Origin of the sequence: Streptomyces sp. NPDC050433 (genome assembly GCF_044458565.1) — a bacterium.
Classification (GTDB): domain Bacteria; phylum Actinomycetota; class Actinomycetes; order Streptomycetales; family Streptomycetaceae; genus Streptomyces.
The window spans coordinates 436,320-455,528 of the sequence record NZ_JBITIB010000001.1 but is presented as its reverse complement, the minus strand read 5'-3'; the positions used below and the strand labels follow the sequence as shown (position 1 = coordinate 455,528).

The 19,209-nt window shown below is 67.8% G+C and carries 19 protein-coding genes; 6 read left to right on the top strand and 13 right to left on the bottom strand.

Annotation, left to right across the window (positions count from 1 at the left end):
* Positions 1-5: 5 nt before the first annotated feature.
* The 12 genes from ACIBLA_RS02165 to ACIBLA_RS02110 all read right to left on the bottom strand — a co-directional run bounded on the left by ACIBLA_RS02165 (position 6) and on the right by ACIBLA_RS02110 (position 10,908).
* A complete protein-coding gene (locus ACIBLA_RS02165) occupies positions 6-656 on the bottom strand; it encodes a pilus assembly protein TadG-related protein (protein WP_363244604.1) in 651 nt (216 codons plus the stop codon).
* Positions 653-892: a hypothetical protein gene (locus tag ACIBLA_RS02160; RefSeq protein ID WP_363244603.1), complete on the bottom strand. Its 240-nt coding sequence runs from the start codon at positions 890-892 to the stop codon at positions 653-655. Before ACIBLA_RS02160 ends, ACIBLA_RS02165 begins: the two co-directional genes overlap by 4 nt.
* A 224-nt stretch (positions 893-1,116) precedes the next feature.
* A complete protein-coding gene (locus ACIBLA_RS02155; protein ID WP_363244602.1) occupies positions 1,117-2,223 on the bottom strand; it encodes a response regulator transcription factor in 1,107 nt (368 codons plus the stop codon).
* 55 nt (positions 2,224-2,278) lie between these two features.
* A complete protein-coding gene (locus ACIBLA_RS02150) occupies positions 2,279-3,613 on the bottom strand; it encodes a histidine kinase (RefSeq protein ID WP_363244601.1) in 1,335 nt (444 codons plus the stop codon).
* 58 nt (positions 3,614-3,671) lie between these two features.
* Positions 3,672-4,556 (bottom strand): DUF5936 domain-containing protein, encoded by an 885-nt coding sequence (locus ACIBLA_RS02145; protein ID WP_363244600.1) that lies wholly within the window; start codon positions 4,554-4,556, stop codon positions 3,672-3,674.
* A gap of 21 nt (positions 4,557-4,577) precedes the next feature.
* The gene (locus ACIBLA_RS02140) at positions 4,578-5,516 is read right to left on the bottom strand and encodes a type II secretion system F family protein (RefSeq protein ID WP_363244599.1); all 939 of its coding nucleotides are present in this window, start codon (positions 5,514-5,516) and stop codon (positions 4,578-4,580) included.
* A 57-nt stretch (positions 5,517-5,573) separates the two neighbouring features.
* Positions 5,574-6,914 (bottom strand): CpaF family protein, encoded by a 1,341-nt coding sequence (locus ACIBLA_RS02135; RefSeq protein WP_363244598.1) that lies wholly within the window; start codon positions 6,912-6,914, stop codon positions 5,574-5,576.
* 85 nt (positions 6,915-6,999) lie between these two features.
* Complete coding sequence (locus ACIBLA_RS02130; RefSeq protein ID WP_363244597.1) at positions 7,000-7,419, bottom strand: TadE/TadG family type IV pilus assembly protein; 420 nt, start codon at positions 7,417-7,419, stop codon at positions 7,000-7,002.
* A 2-nt stretch (positions 7,420-7,421) separates the two neighbouring features.
* Positions 7,422-7,841 carry a TadE family protein gene (locus tag ACIBLA_RS02125; RefSeq protein WP_363244596.1) on the bottom strand — a complete coding sequence of 140 codons (420 nt, stop codon included), beginning with the start codon at positions 7,839-7,841 and terminating at the stop codon, positions 7,422-7,424.
* Positions 7,842-7,948: 107 nt separating this feature from the next.
* A complete protein-coding gene (locus ACIBLA_RS02120; protein ID WP_363244595.1) occupies positions 7,949-9,199 on the bottom strand; it encodes an AAA family ATPase in 1,251 nt (416 codons plus the stop codon).
* 7 nt (positions 9,200-9,206) lie between these two features.
* The gene (cpaB, locus tag ACIBLA_RS02115; protein ID WP_363244594.1) at positions 9,207-9,920 is read right to left on the bottom strand and encodes a Flp pilus assembly protein CpaB; all 714 of its coding nucleotides are present in this window, start codon (positions 9,918-9,920) and stop codon (positions 9,207-9,209) included.
* A 109-nt stretch (positions 9,921-10,029) separates the two neighbouring features.
* Complete coding sequence (locus ACIBLA_RS02110; RefSeq protein ID WP_363244593.1) at positions 10,030-10,908, bottom strand: hypothetical protein; 879 nt, start codon at positions 10,906-10,908, stop codon at positions 10,030-10,032.
* 426 nt (positions 10,909-11,334) lie between these two features.
* On the opposite strand from ACIBLA_RS02110, the gene ACIBLA_RS02105 reads away from it, so the two are divergent.
* The 6 genes from ACIBLA_RS02105 to ACIBLA_RS02080 all read left to right on the top strand — a co-directional run bounded on the left by ACIBLA_RS02105 (position 11,335) and on the right by ACIBLA_RS02080 (position 17,796).
* Positions 11,335-12,867 (top strand): hypothetical protein, encoded by a 1,533-nt coding sequence (locus tag ACIBLA_RS02105; RefSeq protein WP_363244592.1) that lies wholly within the window; start codon positions 11,335-11,337, stop codon positions 12,865-12,867.
* A 25-nt stretch (positions 12,868-12,892) separates the two neighbouring features.
* A complete protein-coding gene (locus ACIBLA_RS02100; RefSeq protein ID WP_363244591.1) occupies positions 12,893-13,522 on the top strand; it encodes a hypothetical protein in 630 nt (209 codons plus the stop codon).
* Positions 13,523-13,532: 10 nt separating this feature from the next.
* The gene (locus ACIBLA_RS02095) at positions 13,533-13,955 is read left to right on the top strand and encodes a DUF3592 domain-containing protein (protein WP_363244590.1); all 423 of its coding nucleotides are present in this window, start codon (positions 13,533-13,535) and stop codon (positions 13,953-13,955) included.
* Between the two features lie 65 nt (positions 13,956-14,020).
* Positions 14,021-14,464 carry a hypothetical protein gene (locus tag ACIBLA_RS02090; protein WP_363244589.1) on the top strand — a complete coding sequence of 148 codons (444 nt, stop codon included), beginning with the start codon at positions 14,021-14,023 and terminating at the stop codon, positions 14,462-14,464.
* A gap of 455 nt (positions 14,465-14,919) precedes the next feature.
* Positions 14,920-16,569 (top strand): glycosyl hydrolase family 18 protein, encoded by a 1,650-nt coding sequence (locus ACIBLA_RS02085; protein ID WP_363244588.1) that lies wholly within the window; start codon positions 14,920-14,922, stop codon positions 16,567-16,569.
* Positions 16,570-16,782: 213 nt separating this feature from the next.
* The gene (locus ACIBLA_RS02080; RefSeq protein ID WP_363244587.1) at positions 16,783-17,796 is read left to right on the top strand and encodes a chitinase; all 1,014 of its coding nucleotides are present in this window, start codon (positions 16,783-16,785) and stop codon (positions 17,794-17,796) included.
* An 86-nt stretch (positions 17,797-17,882) separates the two neighbouring features.
* Here the strand turns inward: ACIBLA_RS02080 and ACIBLA_RS02075 are convergent, their stop codons facing one another.
* Positions 17,883-19,190 (bottom strand): Nramp family divalent metal transporter, encoded by a 1,308-nt coding sequence (locus ACIBLA_RS02075; RefSeq protein ID WP_363244586.1) that lies wholly within the window; start codon positions 19,188-19,190, stop codon positions 17,883-17,885.
* Between the last annotated feature and the right edge of the window lie 19 nt (positions 19,191-19,209).

The following is a 19,209-nucleotide window of genomic DNA, read 5'->3' as shown; positions in this document are numbered from 1 at the left end:
CGCGGTCAGTCCTCGGCCAGTCGGACGGAGAACAGGACAGACATGTCCGGCAACACCAGATCCTCGGGGTCCAGGTCGAGGCCCCTGCCGTCACAGACGAGTTCACCAGGCAGCGTGGGCTTCTCCTCCTCGCCCTCATCGGGCTCGGAGTCCTCTCCCTGCTCACCGTCTTCCTCCGCCGGCTTGAACGTGCAACGAGGGACGACGACCGCCGTGGCCGTGGCCTCGGCGCGCTTGTCCTCGGTGCCGGGCAGGATGCTATCGCCCATGGGTTCCCGGGTCCTGACATCCACGGTGAAACCCCATCGGGCACCGCCCGCCGAATTGCATCCGTTCGGCTTCACCACCACGTCGTTCTTGTCGGCGAGGTTCCGGGCCGCCGCACAGCCGACGAAGGGGCCGGACGGACTGCCGTTGAAGACGTCGTCGAGATAGCCGGGGGTGAAGAAGTTGGCGAGCAGCTCGATCCCGAACTGCTCCCGGGATTCCTGGGCCGCCGCCAACGCTGCCGCGTCGGCCCCGGCCTGGGCGCCGTTACGTGTGGCGCCGGCCTGGCCGACCGCGAAGAACGCGAGCGCGAGAAAGAGCAGGCTCGCCACCATCGTGATGTAGATGGGAGCGGCCTGCCCTGTCTCACGGGTGCTGCGTCGGGTCACTCGCCCCCGCCAAGAATCTCGTCCACGGTGTTCGACAGGCCCTCGGAGATCGACTCGTCGACGCCCGAGCCCACGATCGCGGCGATGATCAGCGCCACCAGCACGATGACGCCCACGTACTCGACCGCGCCCTGGCCCTTGTCGCTCCGGCGCTTCATCGCCGTGACGGCCGTGTTCGCCCAGGTGCCGACGTAGAGCTTGGCGTTGGTGGCGGCCTTCAGCGTGATGTTCGACATGAGATTCCCCTTGTGTGTCGGCCGGCCGACAACCGGCCGACTCGTACGAATCCTTGGTGTCACTCGCGCTTCCGGCTTCCTCCCGGCCGGACTCGCTGGCGACATGAGAAACGTACGGGGGCAGGGCACCCCACGACATGGGCCTGGAGACCCAACCCCGGACCCAACCGGCCGGCTGGGCCCTCCCCTCCTCGTTACCACGGCCCCCAAGGGCCTCAGCACGCTCAGCCACGACCGGCCGACCCCCCTCGTGCCCCGTGCCAGAAGGCGATTGCCTCGCCCCGGCTCCCTGCGTTCAGTTTGGCGAAGATGCGATTGATGTGGTTCTTGACGGTCTTCTGGCTGATGAAGCAGGCGGAGGCGATCTGCTGATTCGTCATACCTGATGCGATCAGGTCCATGATCTCCACCTCCCGCTGGCTCAGCTCCGAGTAAAGGCCCTCCGGTGATCCGGTCGCCCCGGCCGTGCCGGGCATCCCCGGCGCCGCCTGTCCATGAGATGAATGTGCCACATTCGCTTGCGAAAGCGAAGACCCTGGAGCAAATTGTTGCGACTGCAACTCCCGATCGCCGGGTGCTACTTGCCGATTTGTCGGAGAAACGTAGGGCGGATGCCCATGACCGGCGTGTGCGTTCGCAGACGAATGACCGGGCTGCGCGGGCTGGTAGCCGGGGCCGGTGAACGCCGTACCGAGTCCCTCGGGCAACGCCCCGGAGCCCGGATCCGCTCCCCCGCCGTCCCGCACGCTCGCCAGCAGGGCGCTGGAGGCGGAGTGCGTGAAGTGGGCCCGGCCCTGCTTGATGTCCCGTACGGCGGCGACCAGTTGGTCGGCCGTGAACTCACCGTGGACGAGATATCCGCCCGCGCCGAGCCGCAACGCCTCGTGGACGATCTCGCTCTCGCGGCTGTACGTCATCATCAGGACCGGCGCGAGCCGGACCAGGTGCGGCAGCGCGGAGATCCCGTCGACACCCGGCATTCGGACGTCCAACAGGACGACGTCCGGGCGGTGTTGAACGGTCTGCTCGTACGCCTGGCGGCCGTCCGCCGCCTCCGCGGCGACCTCGATGTCGTCGCGGCCCGACAGCAGGACGGTCAGACCTGCCCGTACGACCGGGTTGTCGTCGGCGACCACGACACGCAGCGCCGGCGCCGTGGGCATCGGTCCTGGCAGGGCGGGGAATCCTCCGGATGCCGCCGGCGGTGCTGGCGCGGGGACTCCTGCGGTGTGCTCCGAGCTGAGCGGTGTGGCGTGCGAGGACGAGTGCTGCGATACGTGCGACTGCTGCGTCCAGTGCTGCCCGGAACTGCGTGAGACGTCGTCCGGCATGGCTGCGGCCTCCTCTCCATGGGTGGGAACGGTGGGTGAGTGGGTGTGTTCCGGGTCAGTTGAGCATGGGTGCGGGCTGCTGCGGCTGTCCGTCGCGCGACAGGCCCAGTGCGTTGAGCGAGAGTTCCAGCCGTACTTCCGTGCCCTTCGCCGCCCGGCCTCTGCCGATACGGATCCGGGCCCCGATCGACGCCGCGCGCTCCACCATGCCGACGAGCCCGAAGTGGCCCGCCCGTCTGAGGTCTTCGAGCGAGGTGCCCTCGGGCAGGCCCTTCCCGTCGTCGTACACGCTGATGCGCAGCACGTCGCGTACCACTCCCGCCGACACGTCGACGTACGTCGGGTGCGCGTGCCGCTGCGCGTTCTCCATGGCCTCCGTGGCGATGGTCAGGGCGTGTCTGGCGACGGCGTGCGGGACGGGCGGCATCGCCGTCTCGCCGAGCTGGCGGAAGGACGCCTGGACGCCATGGCGCCGGGTGAAGTCCTCGGTGCGTGCCCGGAGTTCGGCGACGACGTCGACTCCGCCGTCCAGGCCGGACTCCCGGCGCAGGTCGGAGAGGAGTTCGCGGGACTCGGCGGCGGCGCGGCGGGCCGAGCGCGCGACGAGTTCCGCCTGGTGCTTGACCGTGAGCGGGTCCATGCGGTCGGCCGTGCTGGCGAGTCCGTCGGCGGCCATCGCCAGACCGTGCAGGGTCTTGGCCACCGAGTCGTGCATCTCGCGGGCGAGCCTGGCCCGTTCCTCCTCGACCGCGCCGGTGACGGCGAGCCGGGCGCGGGCCTCGGTGAGCGCCTGGCTGGCGGTGCCGAAGCCCATCATGAGATTGCGCAGCGTGCTGCCCACGGAACCGGCGATGACGCACAGACCGGGGAGCAGAAGGGCGCTGAATCCCGCCTCCACCTCGGAGTTGACGGCGTAGGCACCCGCCACGATCAGGCCCTGGAGGACCGCGAACAGCGCGGCGCCGCCCCAGCCGTAGACCAGCCCTGCCAGCAGCGGGGTGCAGATGGTGACGTACGCGAGTGTCGAGTCCGGGGAAGCGGTGATGAGCAGCAGCGCGCCGACCATCGTGTCCGCCGCAAGCAGTACCGGATGCCGCAGAAGGATGGGCCCGAACCGCTCCCAGTCGCGGAACAGCAGGTACGACACCATGAAGGTGGCTATCACGGCGGAGGCGACGAGCCAGGTGGCGAGACCGGGTGCGGTCCGTTGCAGCGCGAACGGGGACGCGAGCGCGATCATCGCCAGCCGGAAGCCGAAGACCTGACGGCACAGCGCCTGGAGGGCGTTGATCTGAATCGGCAGTGACGGCATACGAGAGGGCGCCGCAGCGGCGGAACCTATGGGTTCGTTGCTGATGCCGCCTTTGAGGATGGCGATTCTCGGGGTCATGGGGACTCACCTCCCGCTCGATTGTCGGTGAACTGCGCTCGGTCCGGCATGGGTCTGGTCAGCCGAGGATGTTTCCGAAGTCGACTCCGGAACCGTAGTAGAAACTGAGAACGATGAGGATCATCGTCGCCGGGAGCATGACCATCGTGACGACGAGTGTGGTCTTCGGAACGGCCTTCGCGGCGTTGCGGCGGGCGTTCTGCGAGTCGGTGCGCCGCATGTCGTTGGCGATCTGGATCAGGGTGTCGACGATGGGCGCACCGAGTTCCTCGCCCTGCTGGAGAGCGGTGACGAACATCGAGACCTGGTCGGAGTCGTTGCGCCGGCGCAGGTGCTCGAAGGCTTCCCGGCGGCTGACACCCATGTCCATCTGGCGCAGGGTGATGCGCAGTTCGTCCGACCAGGGCCCCTTGTACCTCTCCGCGACACGCTCCAGGGCCTGGCGGAATCCGAGGCCCGCGGAGACGACGACGGCGAGGACGTCCAGGAAGTCCGGCAGCGTGCGCTCGATGTCGTCGCGGCGCTTGCGGATCGCGGCCCGGATGATGACGTCGGTCCAGAAGAAGCCGTAGACCAGGGCGAAGACCCCCAGCGGCAGCTGGCCGCGGATCACCAGCGCGAAGCAGGCGAAGCCGCCGAGGAAGCCGTACACCGCGCGCCGCGCGGCATAGCGGTCGACCGTCATGCCGCCGGGGTTGCCGGCCATGTCGAGGCGGCGGCGAATGGCGTCGACGCGCTTGGGCCCCATCATGCGCAGGACCGAGGGGGCGTAGCGCATGCCCATCCGGTCGATGCCGGAGCCGACGGCGGTGGTCCGGGTGGAGCCGACCTCCAGGGCGATGGCGAGGTCACCGGGGAGTTTGGCGTCGGCCCGGTAGAGGCGGACGCCGTGGAAAACACCGTAGATGGCGAGTCCCATGAGGGCGGAAAGCAGAAGTCCCATGATGTGCGTGCCCTCCCTTTCTCAGACCTGGATCCGGGACATGCGCCGGATGAGGAAGAGACCGACGGCGTAGAGCGCGAAGGAGACGATCGTGCCGACCTGCCCCAGCGTCGAACCGGTCATCTTGTCCAGCGCGCCGGGTGTCATGTTGTTGATGAGCAGCAGAAAGCCCAGACCGATCAGGGGCACCGCGAGGGCGGTGACCTGGATCTGGGAGAGCACGGTCTTGACCTCGCGCCGGGTCTCCTTGCGCTCTTCGAGCGTCTCCGTGAGGTTCCGCAGGGAGGTCACGATCTGGCCGCCCGCACGGCTGGAGAGCACCAGTGTGGTGACGAGCACGACGAGTTCACGGGACGGCAGCCGTTCGGCGAGCTCGTCCAGGGCGTCGTCCAGCGTATGACCGACCGCCAGTTGGTCGGCGACCCTGCGCAGCTCCTCACCCGCGGGATTCTCCAGCTCCTCCGACGCCATCACCAGCGCCGTACGCATCGCGAGACCCGCCTGTGTGGCGTTGGCGAGCACGCGCGTCAGTTCGGGCAGCTGGTTGATGAAGGCTTCGGTGCGCTTGACCCGCTGCCAGTTGAGGAACGCGTTTCCGCCCCAGAGGCCCACCAGCGCGGCCAGTACCCCGAAGAACGAGGCGAAGATGGCGCCGATGATGAAGTAGAGGCCCAGCAGACCGGCCGCCATGTAGACCAGGTATTCGCCCGGTGTCAGATCGAGGCCGGTCACCGTGATCTTGCGTTCGACGCGCTTGCCGAGGGCCGTCTTGCGCAGGCGGCGGTCGAAGGCCCCGAAGCGGCGCTGTCGACCGGCCGTCATTATCTGCCCCGTGTGGGACATTCGCTCGACGAGCGCCTCGCGCTGGGCCTTGCCCGACGCGTAGACGTGCACGCCGATGACGCCGAGCACACACGTGAGCAGTGTGATGCCGATCGTCAGGAGCGGGAGATTATCCATGTCGTGCGGGGACCTTCTCGGTGAGCGGTGGGCAGGGGCTGTGGTCGGGGACCGGCATCAGGTGATCGCCTTGCGGAGGGCCAGGTCTTCCTCGGACTCGGCGACGCCGAAGGCGGGTGGAATGGCTTCCCCCCGCATGTAGAGGCGTTCCGCGATCCGGCGGGGCAGGGGGTAGTACTCGAAGTGACCCTTGACCTGCCCGTCCGTGGTCATGGGCTGGGCGAGGTAGCGGCAGACCGACACGATCCGGTACTCCTCACGGCCGTGCGAGTCGACGATGGCGATCTCGGTGAGCCGGCGGGAGCCGTCGGCGTGCCTGGTCAGCTGCACGATCACATCGACGGCGCTGTTGATCTGGTCCTTGATCGCCACGAACGGGATCTCGACCTCCGACATGGAGGCCAGGGTCTGGAGTCGCATCAGCGCGTCCTCGGCGCTGTTGGCGTGGACGGTCGCGAGCGAACCGTCGTGACCGGTGGACATCGCCTGGAGCATGTCGAGCGTCTCACCGCCACGGACCTCACCGACGATGATGCGGTCGGGGCGCATACGCAGGGAGTTGCGGACGAGGTCGCGGATGGTGACCTGACCCTTGCCCTCCACGTTGGCGGGGCGGGTCTCCAGCGTGATCACGTGCGGCTGCTGAAGCTGGAGTTCGGCGGAGTCCTCGATGGTGACGATGCGTTCACCGGCCGGGATGAGGCCGGACAGGGCGTTGAGGAGGGTCGTCTTTCCGGTGCCGGTGGCCCCGGAGACGATCACGTTGAACTTCGCGCGGACCAGACCGGAGAGGAGGATCATCATCTGCTCGTCGAGCGAGCCGAGTCCGATCATCTCCTGGAGGGTGAACGCGCGCGGGAAGCGCCGGATCGTGAGAATGGGCCCGCTCAGGGAGAGCGGCGGGATGATGACATTGACACGCTCGCCGGACGGCAGTCGCGCGTCCACCATCGGATTCGCCTCGTCCACGCGGCGGTTGACGGTGGAGACGATGCGCTCGATGGTCTGCATCAGCTGTTCGTTGGAGGTGAACCGCATCGGCAGCATCTCCAGCCGGCCGCTGCGCTCCACGAAGACCTGCTCATGGCCGTTCACCATGATCTCGCTGATGGAGGCGTCTTCGAGCAGGGGTTCCAGGATGCCGAGGCCAAGGGCTTCGTCGACGACGCGGCGGATGAGCTGGGAGCGCTCGCCGGAGGACAGGACGGGACCCTCGCGGCTGATGATGTGGCCGAGGACGCGTTCGAGCCTGGCGCGGCGCTCGGCCGCGGCCAGCGCGGACATCTCCGCGAGGTCGATCTCCTCAAGGAGCTTGGCCCGGTAGACGCCGACGAGCAGGCTCTCCTCGCTGCGTCCGTTCGCCGGCTCGGGGCTGCTGATGCGCGCCCTCAGGCTCATGTCCTCAACTCCCAGATGGTGCTGGTGTGATGCTCGGGTGGTGCGTGCTGGCTCCGGTCAGGACGCGCGCCGGGCCGGTGGGGTGTCAGTCCATCGGCATGGTGGTGCTCCTCTTGGCCGGGTCGAACGTGAAGAGCGGCAGTATCGACGGGACTTCGACGACGGCCGTGATCTTGACGTCGTCGGTGCCGTAGTCGGGCGTTTCGAACGACGTGCCGTCGCCGTCGGCCAGCCAGTCGCTCACCGCGGACTTTCCGACGTCCCGCCAGTCGTTGTCGTACTGCGAGGCGGCGCGGGCCGCCGTTCGGGACGCCGTACCGGCCTGCTGCACCGCGTAGGCGGCGAGGCCGAGTTGGATGGCGGCGAGGGCGGCGATGAGCAGGATGAAGATGATGCCTGCGAACTCGATGGCCGCCTGGCCCTTGTCGGGCCGCTTTCGCCTGTCGGGCCTGTCGCGCCTGTCGCCCCGTACGGGGCGCGTGCCACGGAGTATTCGATTCATCATGGTCAGCTCTCCCTCACCGCGGCGGCGTCACCGGTGACGTCGACGTCGACGTTGAAGCCGGGGAAGAGGATCGGAATGTTGAGCTTGACCTCCGCCTTGACCACGTCGCCGTCGGCCCAGCAGTCGATCTCGCCGATGTCCCACGCGTCCGGAAGATCCTCGTTCACGGCGTCCTTGCACTCCTGGAGCCGCGTGCTGACGGGGTCGGCCACCGTCGCGGCCCGTACCGCCTCGTCGGCCGCGTTGCCCGCGAGGGAGAAGGTGTACCCGACGAGCGCGCCCTGCCAGAGCAGGATCAGCGTGGCCAGGATGAGCGGGACCAGGCCGGTGAACTCGACGGCGGTCTGACCGCGGTCGTCGTACGTGCGCCCCCGGCGCGGGCCTGCTCGGTGCCGCGACCGGTCAGCGTATGTCCCGGTCACCGCTGTGCCCTCGGCAGTTCGGTCTGTCGCTGGATGGTTCATGGTTCAACGTGCCCCCTCAGCTCGTCGGCCGTGTCGGCCTGCGGTCTTCCCTACGGCTCTACGGCCTACGACTTCGTCCGTCCACGGCGCACCCCGACCGAGCCCCGGTCCCCCTTGAACTTCCCCTGCTTCTCCCCGCCCTCGGGAACCTTCACCAGTCCAAGCTCCCCCGCGAGCCCCCACAGAGCCTGCTTCACCGTCGACTTGGACTCCAGGTCCTGCATCCTGCCCGCGTCGACCGCCGCGTGCAGCTCCTTGAAGTTCGCCGGGATGACCACCCGCGACACCTTCGTGCTGGTGATCTTCTCGATCAGCGGCGGCTGGATCTCGGTGTTCCGCATGTAGCGGTTCACCACGATCGTCGTCTCCTCCGCCTTGCGGATCTGCAGCCGGTCCCAGAGCTTGACCATGCGCTTGGCCGCCCGTACCGCCACCACGTCCGGCGTGGTCACCAGCAGGGTGGTGTCTGCCATCTCGATCGCCGCCGCGTTCGCGCTCGTCGTCTGCGTACCGCAGTCGATGATCACGACCTCGTAGCGGTTGCGCAGGGCGCTGACGATCTGTCGTACGGACCGGTCGTTGATCTCCTCGCCCCGCTCCCCCTCGCCCGGCGCGAGCAGCAGCGCGATGCCGGTGTGGTGGGTGAAGACCGCGTCCTGGAGTACGCGGGGCGAGATGTCCTGGATGGTGGCGAGGTCCACGATCGAGCGGCGGAACTGCACGTCCAGGTAGGAGGCGATGTCGCCGGCCTGGAGGTCCAGGTCGGCGAGCGCCACCGTCATGCCCGACGCCTTGGCGGCGAGGGCGAGTTGGACGGCGGCCACCGTCGTACCGACGCCGCCCTTCGCCCCGCTCACCGTGACGACGGTGCCACCGGGACCGGTGAACACGTCGCCGCCGTGGCCGAGGTGCCGCCGTACACCCACGGACCAGGCCGCGGCGGCCTGGACGCGCTGGGCGAGTTCCTCGTACGAGAGGGGGAGTCCGACCAGTCCGCGCGCGCCCGAATCCATCGCGGCCGAGAAGAGGCCGGGGCTCGCGTCGGCGGTGACCAGAATGACCCCGACCGCCGGGAAGCGCAGGGCCACCTCCCGGATCAGCTCAAGGGCTGGGACGGGACCGATCCGCTCATGTACCAGAACGACTTCCGGCAGCTCGTCGATCGACTCCGCGGCCAGCCTGGCCAGGGTGTCGATCAGCGAGGTCGAGTCACCAACCGGCCCGGCCGGCTCCGCGTCGGGGAGCTGGCTGAGCAGGGTGGTGATGGATCTGGCGGCGTCGGCGTCACCGACGACCGGAAGGATTCTGGTCGTCATTCGTCCCTCACTTGTCCCCTTCAAGGGTGTAGGTGCCCTCGCCGGGACGCAGCGTGGTGGGGCTGTCGTCGGGGAGCAGAGCGAGGCGTACGTGCTGCGCGAAGGACTCGGCGTAGGCGACGCGCTGGGCGTCCTTGGTCTTGAGGGCGAAGGTGATCGGGACGGCCGAACGCGGTCCGGTGCTGCTGCCCCGGTCGTCCTCCTTCGGCTCCAGCGGCGTCAGCGAACCGACGTCGATGACCTTGGCGTTGGGCACGATGATCCGGGACTGCGCGTCCTGGCCCTCGTTCTCGGCGGCGAAGGTGGCGAAGATGTTGACCAGGTCGCCCGCGTTGATCTTGCCCGCGACGCCGGTCGCGGCGTCGATCATGATCGCGATCTCCTGCTCGTCGTTGGCGAGCGCGGGGCGCTTGACGATCATGTCGTCCTGGAGCAGCGACCCCTTCTTGAGCTGGGTGACCGCGATCTTGCCGTTGACGACCGCGAGGTCGGTGACCGCGTTGTCGGACAGCCAGCGCTTGGGCATCTCTATCTTCTCGAACTGCCCCTCTTCGAGCGCGGTGTACGGAGCGACGTCCGCCTTCAGCCGGTACGCGGGCACCTCGGGTCCGACCTTCGAATTCACGTCACTGATGACCGAGAGCACACCGGCGAAGGCGCCGAAGGCGCAGAGGACGGAGAGGAGCAGAAGGATGATGCCGCGGCGTTGCCGTGAATTCATGAGCGGGACAACCTCGTTCGAAGACGTGTGGGGCGGGGACTGACTGGGCGGGCACGGGAGCTGGGGCGGACCGCCGCCGCCGGGCCGTGGGGACCGCCTGGCAGGCGGGTTACGACCCGTGGCGCGTTGAAGTTCCTTGGTTCAAGACACCTGAACCGTGTGTTTGGTTCTCAGCCGGGGGCAGCGGTGCGGAACAGAACCCGCACCGATCACCGATGAGTTCGAGACCGCACCAGGAACACACCTCTCGCCGTACGGATGAGACCAGCTGGTAGAGAACGGAGATGTCCGGCAGATACGCGGCGAATTCAATCATCTTGGACGTACCCCACCAGCGCGGTGAATCCGTGAGAAGCGGAATCTCCTGCACCCCCTGCACCCGCCATGCGGGAGCGAGGGTCGCGGTCACCCAGTCCGACTGCAATTGCCCCTTTCCGACCAGAAGTTGCGTGCCGAATTCGGGTCCGGTCAGCTCACCGTTGCCGATCTTGATCAACTGGGGGTCGGGGTTGGCGAGGACGCCGAACTGCGAGCCCGGCACCCAGGACTTGGCGTGCGACTTGAGGCTGACCGGGACACGGTCGAGCTTGGTGACCGAGTTCAGCAGGCCACCGGCGTGGATGTAGTGGGAGAGCAGCCGGGCGGCCGACGCGACGACGCCGGCGCTGAAGTCGCAGATGGACAACTGCCGTAGCTGCCGGACGAGTACGGCGAGTCCCAGCGGCGGAAGATCCATCTTGAGCAGGGCGATGCGGTCGCTCTCCAGGACGGAACGGACTGTGTGCAGCCGCTGTTCGTGCGCCACCGGGATGGAGGCGGGGTAGACAGCGACGACATAACCGTGCTGCTCCACCAGGACCTGCATGTCCGCGAGCGCAGCCTCCAGAGGCTGGGCACCGGGCGCCTGCAGCAGGGCCGCCGGGGGCGTCTGCTGGTCGGTGGGAGGCAGCACCAGGTCATGACTGGTGACAGCTATGGCGGTTGACACCTGGATCCCCGTTCAGCTCGGCCGCCGGACATCCGACGGCCGCGGTTCTCTCTTCTGCTGGGTCCTGCTGCTCGGTGTTCCACAGTCCTGGGTCGTGGTCCTGTGCATATCCCGTAGTCCTTCTAGTCCTTCGACTACCGCTAAGCACTTTATCCACGACTCAGGGCGCAGAGAACACCTCACCGATGTCAGTGATACGGCGCGAACATCATAGGCACCACCAAAATCGGGCGAAGCAGTCAGGCGTTAACCCATGTTTCATTTGAGCTTGAAACTAGCCGACCCGGGAAGCGCCCACCAGCAAACCGGCCCTCTTTGGGTCCGGGTTGGGTCCACGGACCCACGCCACCGGGTCCGGACGTCCGTACGCTCCGTTTCGATTCCGCATACGAACAGAGTGGTGCGGTCACCGAGGGGGACGGTCGGATGGGACAGGCACCGGTACGAGGAAGACCACGGGACGACCGCGGCACCTCCGCCACCGAGTACGTGGGCGTGATCGTGGTCGTCGCGGCCATCGCGGGGGCGCTGGTGGGCACCGGCGTGGACGGCACCATCGCCGACCAGTTGAAGTGCCTGGTCACGTTCGGCCCGTGCGACCCCGGCAACGGCAAGCAGAACGAGTCCGCGCCGAAGACCGACGCCGACTACGAGCCGCCGCTCTGCCAGATCTCCTCGATCAGCGACAAGGCGGGCGCCAAGGGCAAGTTGTTGTTCATCGAGTGGGGCGAGGAGTACGGCTTCCAGCAGCAGACCTTCCAGGCCAAGACCGACGTGAACAAGGACGGCAAGGTCGACGAGAACGACCAGCAGGTGATGATGACCTTCACCGACGCCGCGTCCATCGCCGCCAAGAAGGACTGGAAGCCGGGCGCCAAGGTCGGCAAGTTCGGCTCGGACAAGGTCGAACTCGGTGCCGGGATCAAGGTGACCAACGGTGACACCTGGGTCTTCGACAGCGAGGAGGACGCGGCCAAGTTCCGCGAGGACATCGAGGACCTCAAGACGTACGAGCTGGCCAACCGGCACGCCAACTCACGTGGCGGCGGGCTCGGCAACAGCATCGCCTACCTCTTCAACAGCGGTCCGATGTACGAGGAGGAGCAGCTCCGCAAGCGCATCGACGAGAAGCTCGGCAACCGGCACATCAGCTACGGCAAGGTGGGCCTGGAGGCCAGCGTCGCCGGTGGCATGAAGCTCTCCGCGGGCGACGAGAAGAAGCTCAGCGCGACGCTGGGCGGCAGCTTCAAGTTCTCGCCCGAGGTGACGTGGACCGACAACAGCTACCGGAACCTCAAGTCGTACACGTACAGCGCCGCCATCGAGTACTCGGGCAAGGTCGGCTACGAGGGCGGGCCCATCAGCGGCGAGTCGAGCGCGACCACGACGCAGACCGGCACCATCACGGTGAGCCACGACAAGACGACCGGTGAGCTGCTGCGTATCGACATGACGCGAACCGTCGAGAAGGGCGCCACGAAGGACGGCGTCTCGGTCGGCGGCGACAACGGCAAGAAGGACGACGAGAAGCGTGGCGGCAGCGGCAGCGGGAAGGGAACGGACAACGAGACGGGTATCGAGGTCGTCACCAACTCCGTCGTCCTCAAGCCGGGCGCCGAGGGTGACAAGCAGCGCGCGATAGCCCAGGAATGGCTCGACGGCAGCGGCGACAACGGAGCGCCGTTCGCCTATATGTTCGATGACAACGCACCGACGAAGCGGCCGGGCGCGGACGACCCGTTCGGTCAGCTTCTCTTCGACGAAGGCCTGTCCAGCAAGACCACGTACACCGGCCAGACCGAGGCCGCGGAGTACGGATTCGAGCTGAACCTGGGCCTGAGCTTCGGCTTCTCGGTCTCCACCGAGAAGAAGGAGGAGACCCTCAACGACGCGCAGTTCCTGGGTGCGCCGCAGGGGAACAACCGCAGCTACGTCCCGTACAGCTACTGTGCGAACTGATCCCGGGTACAGGAGCACACACGCCATGACCAGCAAGAAGACGATATTCGGACAGACGGGGCGGACGCCTGCGGTGTACGCGACCGCTGCCCTGGCGACGCTCCTGCTCGCGACAGGGTGCGGCTCGGGGACGGAGACCGGGACGGTGCCGGAGGGCTGGGGCACGCTCAAGACCCCGGCGGTCACGGTGGCACACCCGGCGGCGTTCGAGGCGCAGAGCGCCGCTGAGCGCAGCAAGTACAACGCGGCTGCGGCGACACTCTCGGACGAGAGCGGCACCATCGGCATGATCACCGTGCAGCTCGACTTCACGGACGCCGACTCGGTGGAGGAGGCGGCGATCGGCGCCGAGGCGGGGGTCGCGCTCGGCTCGACGCTGGGCAAGCAGGAGGAGATCACGGTCTCCGGCCCGGACGGCGACGAAGAGGCCCGGCGGGTCAACTTCGAATTCACCCAGAAGGATTCAGGCGCGGGCGCCGGGGCGGGGACCCCGGGCGGGGCACTCGACCCGAAGGCCGGCACCCGGATCGACGGCGTGATCATCGCGGGCCTCGACGCCGACGACAAGACGTACGCCGTACGGATCGACGCGGTCAAAGGCAAACTCAGCAAAGGCGACCTGAAGAAAATCATCGACTCGATCACGGTCAATTAGGCGGTCCACAATGGAAGTTCCGGGCGGCGATTACCTATTCCTCGGCGGCATGGTTCTGCTTTTCGGCTGGTTGGCAACGCACTACGCGCGTCGCCTTTCGGGCGTGAATCGGGCTCTGCGAGCGGGTAATCGGGCGGAGGGCACCTGCGTACGGATCGAGCAGGAGCCGTACAACCGCTCGGACGCACGGCAGTACTTCTTTGCGTTCCGTACGCCGGACGGCCGCCAGATCGAGTTCGAGGATCTGGCGAGCCGGTCGATACGGATCGGCGACCCGGTCACGGTCGCGTACGACCCGGCGGCCCCGGAGCGCACGGCAACGGTCGCGGGCCGCGGCAACTGGTCGCCGGTCCTCCAGTACGGAGTGCTGGTGGTCGGCTGCGGGCTGGCGGCGGCCGGATTCGCGGCGGTTCTTCTTTTCACGGTGGTCTGAGAGCGCGGGATTCAGGTTCCCGCCTCCGGGCCGACAAGCACGAGTTCTAACGGAGGCGGTTGGCGATGACGAGGTACGGCTACCCGGGGGAGCCCGTACAACGGGAGGAGGGACCAGGAGCGGCGGTGTTCGCGCTCGCGCGCGCCTGGGCGGCCGGCATCGTCGTCCTGCTCCTGACGGAGTACCTCCAGACCACCCTGGTCAACGATCACCTGGCCACCTCGGAGAACCTGGAGACCTTCAACGGCAGACTGATGCTGATCCACATCCCCAACGCGGTCTGCATAGCCCTGGCCACCTGGGCGGCGGGCCGCTTCCACCGCGAACCTTTCCGCGACTCGATGCCCCAGCACCTGCTGGCGGTCTTCACGGTCGGGGTGGCGGCTCAGGCGTGGAACCTGACGATGCAGTGGCAGGACCTGGAGGCCGAGGGCATCCTGATGTCGAACGCCGTGCTGGTGGTGGGTGTGGTGTCGGGGTACGCGGGGGAACGGCTGCAGGACGACTGACGGCGACTCCGTCGCCCTCTCGCCGGAGGCCGACGGCGTCGGCCACTCGTCGCGGAGGGCGTTGAGCCAGGCGTCGCCGGGTGGGGTGTGAAGAAGTAGCCGCCGGCGGTGAGCACGTACTTCGCCTCCGGATTCCCGAACCCCTCGGTGAAGGCGCCCGCGTCGCAAGCTGCACACAATTGGTCACCAGCACATGCGGATTGATCGCGCGGATACGACCGGCCGCGACCAGAGGCGGAATCTCGCGCCGGAAGTATTGACAACTTTAATGGTCTGGACCATTTTTAACGGCCAGCGGTGGCCACCGTTCCCAACTCGCACCTCCATCCCGACACCCCCAGCGGAGGCACCAAGTGGAACGCGTACCCGACGGCAGACGCAGACCTCGCAGGACGGACAACCTTCGACGACGTGGCGGCCGGCTGCGGAGTCGGCTGGGCGGGGTGGTGGCCGTCATGGCAGCCGGGGCCCTGAGTGTGGGCGGGATGAGCGGCGTCGCGCAGGCCGCCGACATCAATGTCGCCAAGAACGCCGGCTTCGAGTCCGGGCTCGCCAACTGGACCTGTTCCGGCGGGAGCGGGGTCGTCGTGGGCTCTCCCGTGCGGACCGGGGCCGCCGCGCTGAAGGGAACGCCCGCCGGGCAGGACAACGCCAAGTGCACGCAGTCCGTGGCCGTGCAGCCCGACTCGACGTACACGCTGAGCGCGTGGGTGCAGGGCGGGTACGCGTACCTCGGCGCCTCCGGCACCGGGACGACCGACGTGTCGACCTGGACGCCCGGCGAGAGCGGCTGGAAGCAGCTCACCACCACCTTCAGGACCGGTGCGTCGACGCGTGCGGTGACCGTGTACACGCACGGCTGGTACGGGCAGAGCGCGTACGTCGTCGACGACGTCTCCGTCTTCGGGCCGGACGGCGGCGGGGGCGGCGATCCCGACCCGCAGGTTCCGGGCACGCCCGCCGGGCTCGCGGTCGGGGCCGTGACCGCGTCCTCGGTGGCGCTGAGCTGGACCGCGGTCAGCGGTGCGACCGGGTACAACATCTACCGCGACGGTATGAAGGTCCAGACGGCGACCGGGACTTCGGCGACCGTGACCGGGCTCGCGGCAGCCACCTCGTACCAGTTCCAGGTGTCGGCGACCAACGTGGCCGGTGAGTCCGCGAAGTCGGCGGCCGTCAGCGGCAGGACCTCACCGGGCGGTGGCGATCCGGGCGGGCCCGGTGTGCCCAGGCATGCGCTGACCGGCTACTGGCAGAACTTCAACAACGGCGCGGCCGTCCAGAAACTCAGGGACGTACAGGCGCAGTTCGACATCATCGCCGTCGCGTTCGCCGACTCGACCGCCACGCCCGGACAGATCGTCTTCAACCTCAGCTCGGCGCTCGGCTACTCCGGGGTCGCCGAGTTCAAGTCCGACATCGCCGCGAAGAAGGCCGCCGGCAAGTCCGTGATCATCTCGGTGGGGGGCGAGTTGGGCAACGTCTCCATCAACAGCGACGCCTCGGCGACGGCGTTCGCGGACAGCACCTACGCCCTGATGCAGGAGTACGGCTTCAACGGGGTCGACATCGACCTCGAACACGGCATCAACTCCACCTATCTCACCAAGGCGTTGCGGCAGCTGTCGGCGAAGGCCGGCAACGGGCTCGTACTCACCATGGCGCCGCAGACCATCGACATGCAGAACACCGGCACCGAGTACTTCAAGACGGCTCTCGCCGTGAAGGACATCCTCACCGTCGTCAACATGCAGTACTACAACAGCGGTTCGATGCTCGGCTGCAACGGCCAGGTCTACTCACAGGGCTCCGTCGACTTCCTCACCGCCCTCGCCTGCATCCAGCTCGAAGGCGGCCTCGACCCCTCCCAGGTCGGCCTCGGCGTCCCGGCCTCCACCCGTGGCGCGGGCAGCGGTTACGTCTCCCCCACCATCGTCAACAACGCGCTCAACTGTCTGACGCGCGGCACCAACTGCGGCAGCTTCAAGCCGTCGAAGACCTATCCGGGCCTGCGCGGCGCGATGACCTGGTCCACCAACTGGGACGCGACGGCCGGCAACGCCTGGTCGAACGCGGTAGGCCCGCACGTCCACGCCCTGCCCTGACCCCACGTCCCCCGCACACGGACCAGCAGCGCCGCCGCTCCCCCGGCGGCGCTGCTGCGGGTGCTTCCAGCCGTCCGGCCGGAAACGGCCCCATCTCGTCCAGGCCCTTGACAAGACCAATGGTCTGGACCAGTTTGTACGTTCAAACGGTGGCCACCGTTCGATAGCCCCCCACAGGCGCGCCCCCACAACTCCCCCCACGGAGGCCATGCAGTGCACAGGAAACCGCGATCCCGCACGCTCAAAGTCCTCGCCGCAGCGGGCGTTCTCGCCGTCGCCGGACTTCTCGTACCCGCGGCCAACGCCGCGAACGAGCCCACGAAAGACCCCGCCCCCGCCGCCGTACCCGCGCACGCCGTGACCGGGTACTGGCAGAACTTCAACAACGGGGCGGCCGTCCAGACGCTGGCCCAGGTCCAGGACGACTACGACATCATCGCCGTCGCGTTCGCGGACGCGACCGGCACGCCGGGCCAGGTCGACTTCACGCTCGACTCGGCCGGTCTCGGCGGTTACACCGACGAGCAGTTCAAGGCCGACGTCGCCGCCAAGCAGGCCGCGGGCAAGTCGGTCATCATCTCCATCGGCGGCGAGAAGGGCACCGTCTCGATCAACGACGAGGCGTCGGCGAACGCCTTCGCCACGTCCGTGTCCTCGCTGATGGACGAGTACGGCTTCGACGGCGTCGACATCGACCTGGAGAACGGTCTCAACTCCACCTATATGACCCAGGCGTTGAAGTCGATCGCCGGTCAGGCCGGCCCCGACTTCGTCCTGACGATGGCGCCCCAGACCATCGACATGCAGTCGACGTCCAACGAGTACTTCAAGACGGCACTCGCCGTGAAGGACATCCTCACCGTCGTCAACATGCAGTACTACAACAGCGGTTCGATGCTCGGCTGCGACGGCCAGGTCTACTCACAGGGCACGGTCGACTTCCTCACCGCCCTCGCCTGCATCCAGCTCGAAGGCGGCCTCGACCCCTCCCAGGTCGGCCTCGGTCTGCCGGCCTCGCCGCGCGCGGCGGGCGGCGGCTACACCGACCCCGGCGTCGTCAACAACGCGCTGGACTGTCTCACCAAGGGCACCAACTGCGGCAACTTCAAGCCGACGAAGACCTATCCGGGCCTGCGCGGCGCGATGACCTGGTCCACCAACTGGGACGCGACGGCCGGCAACGCCTGGTCCAAGACGGTCGGCCCGCACGTGCACGGCCTCCCGTAACAAGAACGCACCTACCACCCCCCACAGACCGGTGGCGCCGTCGGACTCCGACGGCGCCACCGTGTTTTCGCAGTGCGCGGGCCCAGTTACCAGGGCAGGTCCCGCACCTGCTGCACGCACAGGACGACGAACAGCAGCCCGCCCGCCGCCAGCATCGTGTTGCTCAGCTTGCCGTTACGCCATTCCGTCGGCGTACGCGAGGAGTTGAGCAGCCACAACAGCGTGAGCGCCAGGAACGGCATGAAGAACGCGCCCAGCACCCCGTACGCCACGACCAGGCCGAACGGCTGGTCCAGGAAGAGCAGCGTGATCGGCGGGAAGGTCAGCCAGAGCAGATACGCGCGGAACGGCAGCGACCGCTCCCGCTTGCCCGCCGCGACCTCTCCCACCGTCCCCTCGTCGGCCGGGACGCCTTTGCGGTCCAGCTGCCAGCGCTCCACGAAGTCCGCGAACATCAGGCTGACGCCGTGCCACACACCGATCAGTGACGAGAAGGACGTGGCGAAGAAGCCGATCAGGAAGAGCTTCGCCGTCGTGGCGCCGAAGCGCTCCTCCAGGATGGCCCCGAGATCCACGAGGCCCTGGTCGCCCTTGGTGAGGGCGACCTGGGAGGCGTGCAACAGCTCGGCGCCGATGATCAGCATCGCGACGACGAAGATGCCGGTGGTGATGTACGCGACGCGGTTGTCCAGCCGCATCACCTTCATCCAGCCGGTGTTGGTCCAGCCCTTGGCGTTGACCCAGTACCCGTACGCGGCCATGGTGATCGTGCCTCCCACACCGCCGATCAGGCCCAGCGTGTAGAGCAGCGAGCCGTCCGGCAGCACGGGCAGCAGACCGGCGAAGCTCGCGCCGATGTCGGGCGTGACGCGTATCGCGACGTACACCACCACGACGAACATGATGCCGATCAGGACCGTCATGACCTTCTCGAAGACGGCGTACTGGTTGAACCAGACGAAGACCAGGCCGATCAGGCCCGTGATCACCGCCCAGGTCTTGAGGCCCGGGCCGTCGGGGAAGAGCGCGACGATCGGCAGGGCGCTGGACGACATGGCGGTCGCGCCGTAGACGAAGCCCCAGACCACGACGTAGACCGCGAAGTAGCCGGTGGTCCACCGGCCGAGGCTGCGCCAGCCCTCGAACAGGGTGCGCCCGGTGGCGAGATGCCAGCGGCCGGCCGCCTCGGCGAGCGAGATCTTGACGACGCATCCGATGACGGCCGCCCAGAGCAGCGTGTAGCCGAATTTGCTGCCCGCGATGAGGGTGGCGACCAGGTCGCCGGCGCCCACACCTGTCGCGGCCACGACGATGCCGGGGCCGATGTACCTCCAACTCGACTTGCGTGGAACGGATTTACTCTCGGATGTACCTATGTTGGTGCTGTCTGCCATGCGTCGACCTCCACACTCG

Bases quoted from the DNA above. Each gene is read 5' to 3' on its own strand.
- ACIBLA_RS02085 (WP_363244588.1), top strand. From the start codon at position 14,920: ATGGCAGCCGGGGCCCTGAGTGTGGGCGGGATGAGCGGCGTCGCGCAG.
- ACIBLA_RS02120 (WP_363244595.1), bottom strand. From the start codon at position 9,199: ATGACGACCAGAATCCTTCCGGTCGTCGGTGACGCCGACGCCGCCAGA.
- ACIBLA_RS02160 (WP_363244603.1), bottom strand. From the start codon at position 892: ATGTCGAACATCACGCTGAAGGCCGCCACCAACGCCAAGCTCTACGTC.
- ACIBLA_RS02100 (WP_363244591.1), top strand. From the start codon at position 12,893: ATGACCAGCAAGAAGACGATATTCGGACAGACGGGGCGGACGCCTGCG.
- ACIBLA_RS02150 (WP_363244601.1), bottom strand. From the start codon at position 3,613: ATGACCCCGAGAATCGCCATCCTCAAAGGCGGCATCAGCAACGAACCC.
- ACIBLA_RS02105 (WP_363244592.1), top strand. From the start codon at position 11,335: ATGGGACAGGCACCGGTACGAGGAAGACCACGGGACGACCGCGGCACC.
- ACIBLA_RS02095 (WP_363244590.1), top strand. From the start codon at position 13,533: ATGGAAGTTCCGGGCGGCGATTACCTATTCCTCGGCGGCATGGTTCTG.
- ACIBLA_RS02130 (WP_363244597.1), bottom strand. From the start codon at position 7,419: ATGATGAATCGAATACTCCGTGGCACGCGCCCCGTACGGGGCGACAGG.
- ACIBLA_RS02140 (WP_363244599.1), bottom strand. From the start codon at position 5,516: ATGGATAATCTCCCGCTCCTGACGATCGGCATCACACTGCTCACGTGT.
- ACIBLA_RS02090 (WP_363244589.1), top strand. From the start codon at position 14,021: ATGACGAGGTACGGCTACCCGGGGGAGCCCGTACAACGGGAGGAGGGA.
- ACIBLA_RS02075 (WP_363244586.1), bottom strand. From the start codon at position 19,190: ATGGCAGACAGCACCAACATAGGTACATCCGAGAGTAAATCCGTTCCA.
- ACIBLA_RS02145 (WP_363244600.1), bottom strand. From the start codon at position 4,556: ATGGGACTTCTGCTTTCCGCCCTCATGGGACTCGCCATCTACGGTGTT.
- ACIBLA_RS02135 (WP_363244598.1), bottom strand. From the start codon at position 6,914: ATGAGCCTGAGGGCGCGCATCAGCAGCCCCGAGCCGGCGAACGGACGC.
- ACIBLA_RS02155 (WP_363244602.1), bottom strand. From the start codon at position 2,223: ATGCCGGACGACGTCTCACGCAGTTCCGGGCAGCACTGGACGCAGCAG.
- cpaB (WP_363244594.1), bottom strand. From the start codon at position 9,920: ATGAATTCACGGCAACGCCGCGGCATCATCCTTCTGCTCCTCTCCGTC.